At 72.5% G+C, this 5102-nt stretch carries 4 protein-coding genes; 2 read left to right on the forward strand and 2 right to left on the reverse strand.

The window, feature by feature from the left end; genetic code table 11:
* The coding region (locus E1298_RS43865; protein WP_131903296.1) for a hypothetical protein at nucleotides 1–558 on the reverse strand (558 nt) is incomplete at its 3' end.
* A 310-nt stretch (nucleotides 559–868) separates the two neighbouring features.
* Between E1298_RS43865 and E1298_RS43870 the strand changes: the two genes are divergently transcribed.
* The gene (locus E1298_RS43870; RefSeq protein ID WP_131903297.1) at nucleotides 869–2326 is read left to right on the forward strand and encodes a carbon-nitrogen hydrolase family protein; all 1458 of its coding nucleotides are present in this window, start codon (nucleotides 869–871) and stop codon (nucleotides 2324–2326) included.
* On the opposite strand, the gene E1298_RS43875 is transcribed toward E1298_RS43870, so the two are convergent.
* Nucleotides 2313–3110, reverse strand: a complete 798-nt coding sequence (locus tag E1298_RS43875; RefSeq protein ID WP_131903298.1) for an IPT/TIG domain-containing protein — start codon at nucleotides 3108–3110, stop codon at nucleotides 2313–2315. The genes E1298_RS43870 and E1298_RS43875 overlap by 14 nt on opposite strands.
* A gap of 205 nt (nucleotides 3111–3315) precedes the next feature.
* On the opposite strand from E1298_RS43875, the gene E1298_RS43880 reads away from it, so the two are divergent.
* The gene (locus E1298_RS43880) at nucleotides 3316–4995 is read left to right on the forward strand and encodes an ExeM/NucH family extracellular endonuclease (RefSeq protein WP_131903299.1); all 1680 of its coding nucleotides are present in this window, start codon (nucleotides 3316–3318) and stop codon (nucleotides 4993–4995) included.
* Nucleotides 4996–5102 lie beyond the last annotated feature (107 nt).

Below are 5102 nucleotides of genomic sequence, written 5' to 3' on the forward strand. Positions count from 1 at the left end.
GGCGGCGTCCTCGGCGCTGCGGTCTCCGGAACGTTCCTCGGAGTGCCCGGCGGCGGGGTGCTCGGGCGAGGTGCTGTCCGGGAGGAGGCCGGACGCCTCCAGGTAGTGGCGGCCGCGCGGGGTGATGTCCCAGGAGTTCTGGCGCCACTCCTTGCGGCGCCACACGACGCCGGCCGACAGCAACTTGCGCCCGACGCGGCTGATCTCGGTCTCGTCGGTGCCGAGCTCGGCGGCGAGCTGCTGGTTCGACAGGCCCTGGCGGCGTGCGACGGCGAGCAGGAACCGCGCGGCGTGGCCGCCCGGCTGGAGCGCGAGCTGGAGCCCGGACGGCAGCCGCCTGAGGGCCCAGTGGACGACGTCGATCAGGCCGAGGATCCGTCCGCGCTGCTCGCGCTGCGGGCCGTCGAGGGCGTCGATGTCCAGATAGTGGCGGTGCAGCCACTGGAGCCCGTCCTGGCATTCGACGAGCGCCGGCTCGTCCGCGCTCAGCGACGCGTCGGTGATCAGCATGCCGAGGGCGCTGAAGTGCCCGTCGCTGATCACCTTGGCGTGTTCCATCGCGTCGATGAGCCGGCGGACCTCCGTCTGGCGACCGCCTCCGGGCGACCGATCACTCGATGTCGTCTCTGCCCTCACGTTCACGGCTACTCCAAGGTCGATGAGCGGGGCCGGATTCCTCCAGCGTGCGCTCGATGCCAAGTGAATGTCAAGTGAAGTCGGCGGCCGCTCTGTAGCGGATGCCACTGAATGACGCTCCCGGGCCGGTTAGCATCGGGCCATCACCTGTCAACCATCGCTGTCAGACTCCCCGGGGGCGCTTATGACGGACCAGTCGGCGTCAGCTGACTACCCGGCCGGACCAGCGGACTTGTTCGTCCGGTTATACGACGAGATTCCCGACGCCGTCTTCCAGGGCTGGACGGCCACGCGCTGGTACGACGACCCGCGCGTCCGGCGGGAGGCCAACGCCGTCGCCGAGATCGTCCTGGACTGCGGCACGCTCGACCCCGCGGTCACCGAGGAGATCATCGGCCGCGACGGGGACCTCGGCCGCTTCACGATCCTGCTGGGCCTGGACACCGCGCTCGCCCACGCCAGCCCGTACGGCCCGTACCACGGCGCTCCCGCGCTGACCGGCGTGCTGGTCGGCTACCTGACCGAGGGCAGGATGAACGGGCAGGGCACGACGGGCGCGCTGCTCCCCCGGTGCGCCTACCCGGGACGTCCGCGCGGGCGGCGCGCCAAGGCCGAGTTCTTCGGCGTGCAGCGCGTCCCGCAGGCCGAGTGGGACCGGATCGAGCACGCGATCGTGCCCGCCGTGAACGACCCGCACTTCGGCCGGGAGGAGCCGGTGCCGGTCGGCTGCGCGCCGCTGCTGGAGACCTTCGACGACGTGGAGATCGAGTTCGAGGAGCGGCTCGGCATGACCGTCTACCGGCTGCGGCCGATGGACTCCGCCGGGATCCGCAGCCGCATCAAGTCGATCATCCGGCGGCTGGACGAGTCAGGGGCGCGGCTCGCGGTGATGCCCGAGGCCGCCCTGTCGGACGGGCTGCTGGAGCACTGGAAGGAGGTCGCGTTCGACACCGCCGGGCGCGACCGCGACCGCCACCCGCTGCGGTTCCTGCTGCTCGGCAGCGGCCCCCTCGGCCCGGACGACCCGCCGCCGAACCGCGCCGTGCTGATCGACCGCTGGACGGGTCAGGAGCTGCTCGTCCAGGACAAGCTGTCCGGCTTCACGCTGGACGCGGCGCAGATGCGGCTGTGGCGGCTGCCGAACGCCCCGGACTCCGGCACGGCCGAGGAGTACGCGGCGCTCGGCACCCGGGTCCGGCTGCTCGACTCCTCACTCGGCCGGCTCGCGGTGCTGATCTGCGAGGACCTCGGCCAGTCGATCGGCTGGGAGCGCGAGCTGCGCTCCTGCGGCGTCTCGCACCTGCTCGTCCCGATCTTCTCCAAGCCGATCCTGGAGCACCGCTGGGAGCAGCAGGGCGCCGAGCGGCAGATCGCGGGCCTCGGCAGCTGGGTCGTGGTGTCCAACAGCCTGGCGGTCGGCGCGGCCATCCCCGACGACGAGCTCCAGGGCACCCGCTACACCTGCCTCGTCGCCGGGCCGAAGAGCCTGGACCGCACGGCCTACGAGATCGACCTCCAGTTCGGCGCGGCGAGCACGGGCGTCGAGCTGGGCCGGCTCCCCACCTCGGAGCTGCCGCGCGTGCTCCCCGGCGCCGCGTACGACGTCTGGCACGACCACTGGCAGGACGCGAAGAAGGACGTGAAGAAGGGCACGAAGAGGGGCGCGGCGAAGGGCGTCAGGCGACCGTGAACGGCTCGGGCGCGCCCGCCGGGCCGCCGGGGGTGTCGACGATCGGACGGCCCGTGAGGGCTCCGGGCGGCACGGTCGTCCGCAGGCGCGCGTCGGTCACGTCCATCACGGGCGACTCGGCGCCGCCGAAGCGGACGCGCGTCGCCGAGGCCAGGCCCGCGCCGTGGATCGTGACCGTGGTGCCGACCGGACCGGACGCGGGCTCGATCGCGGTGATCCGGGGCGCCAGCGCCTGGTCGCGGCCCTGCTGGGCGGGCGCCAGCAGCGTCGCGAAGACGGTGCGGAGCTTCTCGGCGGTCTCCCGGGAGAACAGGCCCACCAGCGCGGCGATGGCGGTGATGCCGTACGGGTTGATATCGGACGCACCGCCCGTCGGCGAGGTCAGGCCGCCGCGCAGCACGAGGTAGACGATCAGCCCGAGCAGGGCCCCGACGAACGGCAGGAACAAGTACATCATCAGCCAGCTGCGGCGCAGCGAGCGGTTCCCGACGTACCAGTACATGGAGCGCAGGGCGTGCACGGCCGAGCCGAGCGCCCCGGCGGCCAGGACGATGACGAACAGGCCCGCCTCGCGGGACACCCGGGGCGACCAGCCCGGCAGGTGGACGGTCGACGCGCTCGCCGGCGGCGGGACGCGCCCGTCCGGCCCCGCGGCGGGCGCGGGCGGCCACGCCTGGACGAGGACCGTCACCAGCACCCCCGTGAGGAGCAGCAGGAGGACCGAGGCGGCGACGATGTCGCGGGTGCGGGCGTACTCGGATCCGACCGACGACTCGTTGGTCACGTCTCAGGCCCCTCTTCGGCTTTTCCCGGCGCGGTCTCCGGGGTTCCCGCCGGGTTCCCCTGCGGGATATCGAACCGTGCGGCACCGACGTTTCGCGGTGCCCCCTGTCACACGGAGCCAACAATTGCGGCATCTCATTACAAATTGGTGGAGTCTTCACCAACGGTTCGCCGGTGCGCGGCGGCCGCGGCCTACTCTCCCGCGCATGCGCCCAACAGCAGCAGCACTCGCGGCCGTCCTGACCGCCGGCCTCGCCGTCGCCGCCCAGGCGGCCGAGGCGGCGGAGCCGGAGACCTGCGGCACCCCCGCCACCCACCAGATCGCACAGGTCCAGGGCGGCGGGGACGCGACGCCCGTGCCGGGGCGGACCGTCCGGGTCGAGGGCGTCGTCACCGCGGACTTCCAGCGGTCCGACCAGCTCAAGGGCTTCTTCGTCCAGGACCCGACACCGGACGGCGACCCGGTGACCTCGGACGGGATCTTCGTGTACTCGGCCCAGGAGGTCCAGCCGGGCGACCGGGTCCTGGCGACCGGCAAGGCGGTCGAGTTCAACGGGCTGACCGAGCTGTCGCCGGTGACGTCGGTGAACGTCTGCGGCAAGGGCAAGGTGGCGCCCGCGGCCGTGCGGCTGCCGCTGAAGGACCTGGAACGTTATGAGGGCGTCCTGCTCCGGTTCGGGCAGAAGCTCACCGCCACCGAGACCTACCGGCTCGGCCGCTACGGCGAGCTGACGGTCTCCGCCGGCGGCCGCCTCTTCCAGCCCACGGACGGGCACCGTTCGACGCAGGCGGGCAACAACGCCCGGCGGCTCCTCGTCGACGACGGGTCGAACGTCCAGAACCCGCCGACGATCCCGTACACGGACCGCCGGGTCGTCCGGATCGGCGACTCCACGTCCGGGCTCACGGGCGTGCTCAGCTACGGGTTCGGCCTGTACCGGCTGGAGCCGACCAGGCCGGCGCACTTCGCCCGCTCCAACCCGCGCCCGGACAAGCCGCGGCCCGTGGGCGGCGACGTCCGGGTGGCGAGCTTCAACACGCTCAACTGGTTCACGACGCTGAACAAGCGCGGCGCGAACTCCGCCGCCGAGCAGGAACGGCAGCTCGCCAAGCTGACCGCCGCGCTCAGGGGCCTGGACGCCGACGTCGCCGGGCTCATGGAGGTCGAGAACAACGGCGACACCGCCGTCAAGGCGCTCGTCGACCGGCTGAACACCGCCGCAGGCGCGGGGACGTACTCCTGGGTCCGGCACCCGAACCCGGGGACGGACGAGATCCACGTCGCGCTCATCTACAAGACGAGGAGGGTCACGCCCGTCGGCGCGGCGCGCTCGTCCACCGAGCCGGTGTTCGAGCGGCCGCCGCTCGTGCAGGCGTTCCGGCCCGCCTCGGGCGGCGCGGCGTTCACCCTGATCGTGAACCACTTCAAGTCGAAGGGCTGCGGCGGCGCCACCGGCGCCGACCAGGACCAGGGCGACGGCCAGAGCTGCTTCAACGCCCGCCGCGTCCTGCAAGCGAAGGCGGTCGGCGCGCTGGCCGCGAAGGAGCGGAACCCGCTCGTCCTCGGCGACCTCAACGCCTACACCGCCGAGGACCCGGTGAAGACGCTCACGGGCGGCGGGCTGGTCGGCCAGACCGAGCGGTTCGTCCGGCCCCGGGACCGCTACAGCTACGTGTTCGACGGCCAATCCGGCGAGTTGGACCACGTGCTGGCGGGCAAGGCCCTGTCCCGCCGCGTCACCGGCGCGACGATCTGGCACGTCAACAGCGACGAGCCGACGTTCCTCGACTACAACACCGAGTACAACCCGCCGCGCTTCTACGCCCCGGACGCGTTCCGCTCGTCCGACCACGACCCGGTCCTGATCGGCCTCCGCCTCCGCTGACCGGAACCGGCGGGTGCGGGGGCCTCGCGCCGGGAAATCACTGAGCGTATGATCCGGGTCACATTTTCTCGTGATCGGAACCCCCATGTACGAGACCGCCCCCCGTC

Source organism: Actinomadura rubrisoli, from assembly GCF_004349215.1.
Classification (GTDB): domain Bacteria; phylum Actinomycetota; class Actinomycetes; order Streptosporangiales; family Streptosporangiaceae; genus Spirillospora; species Spirillospora rubrisoli.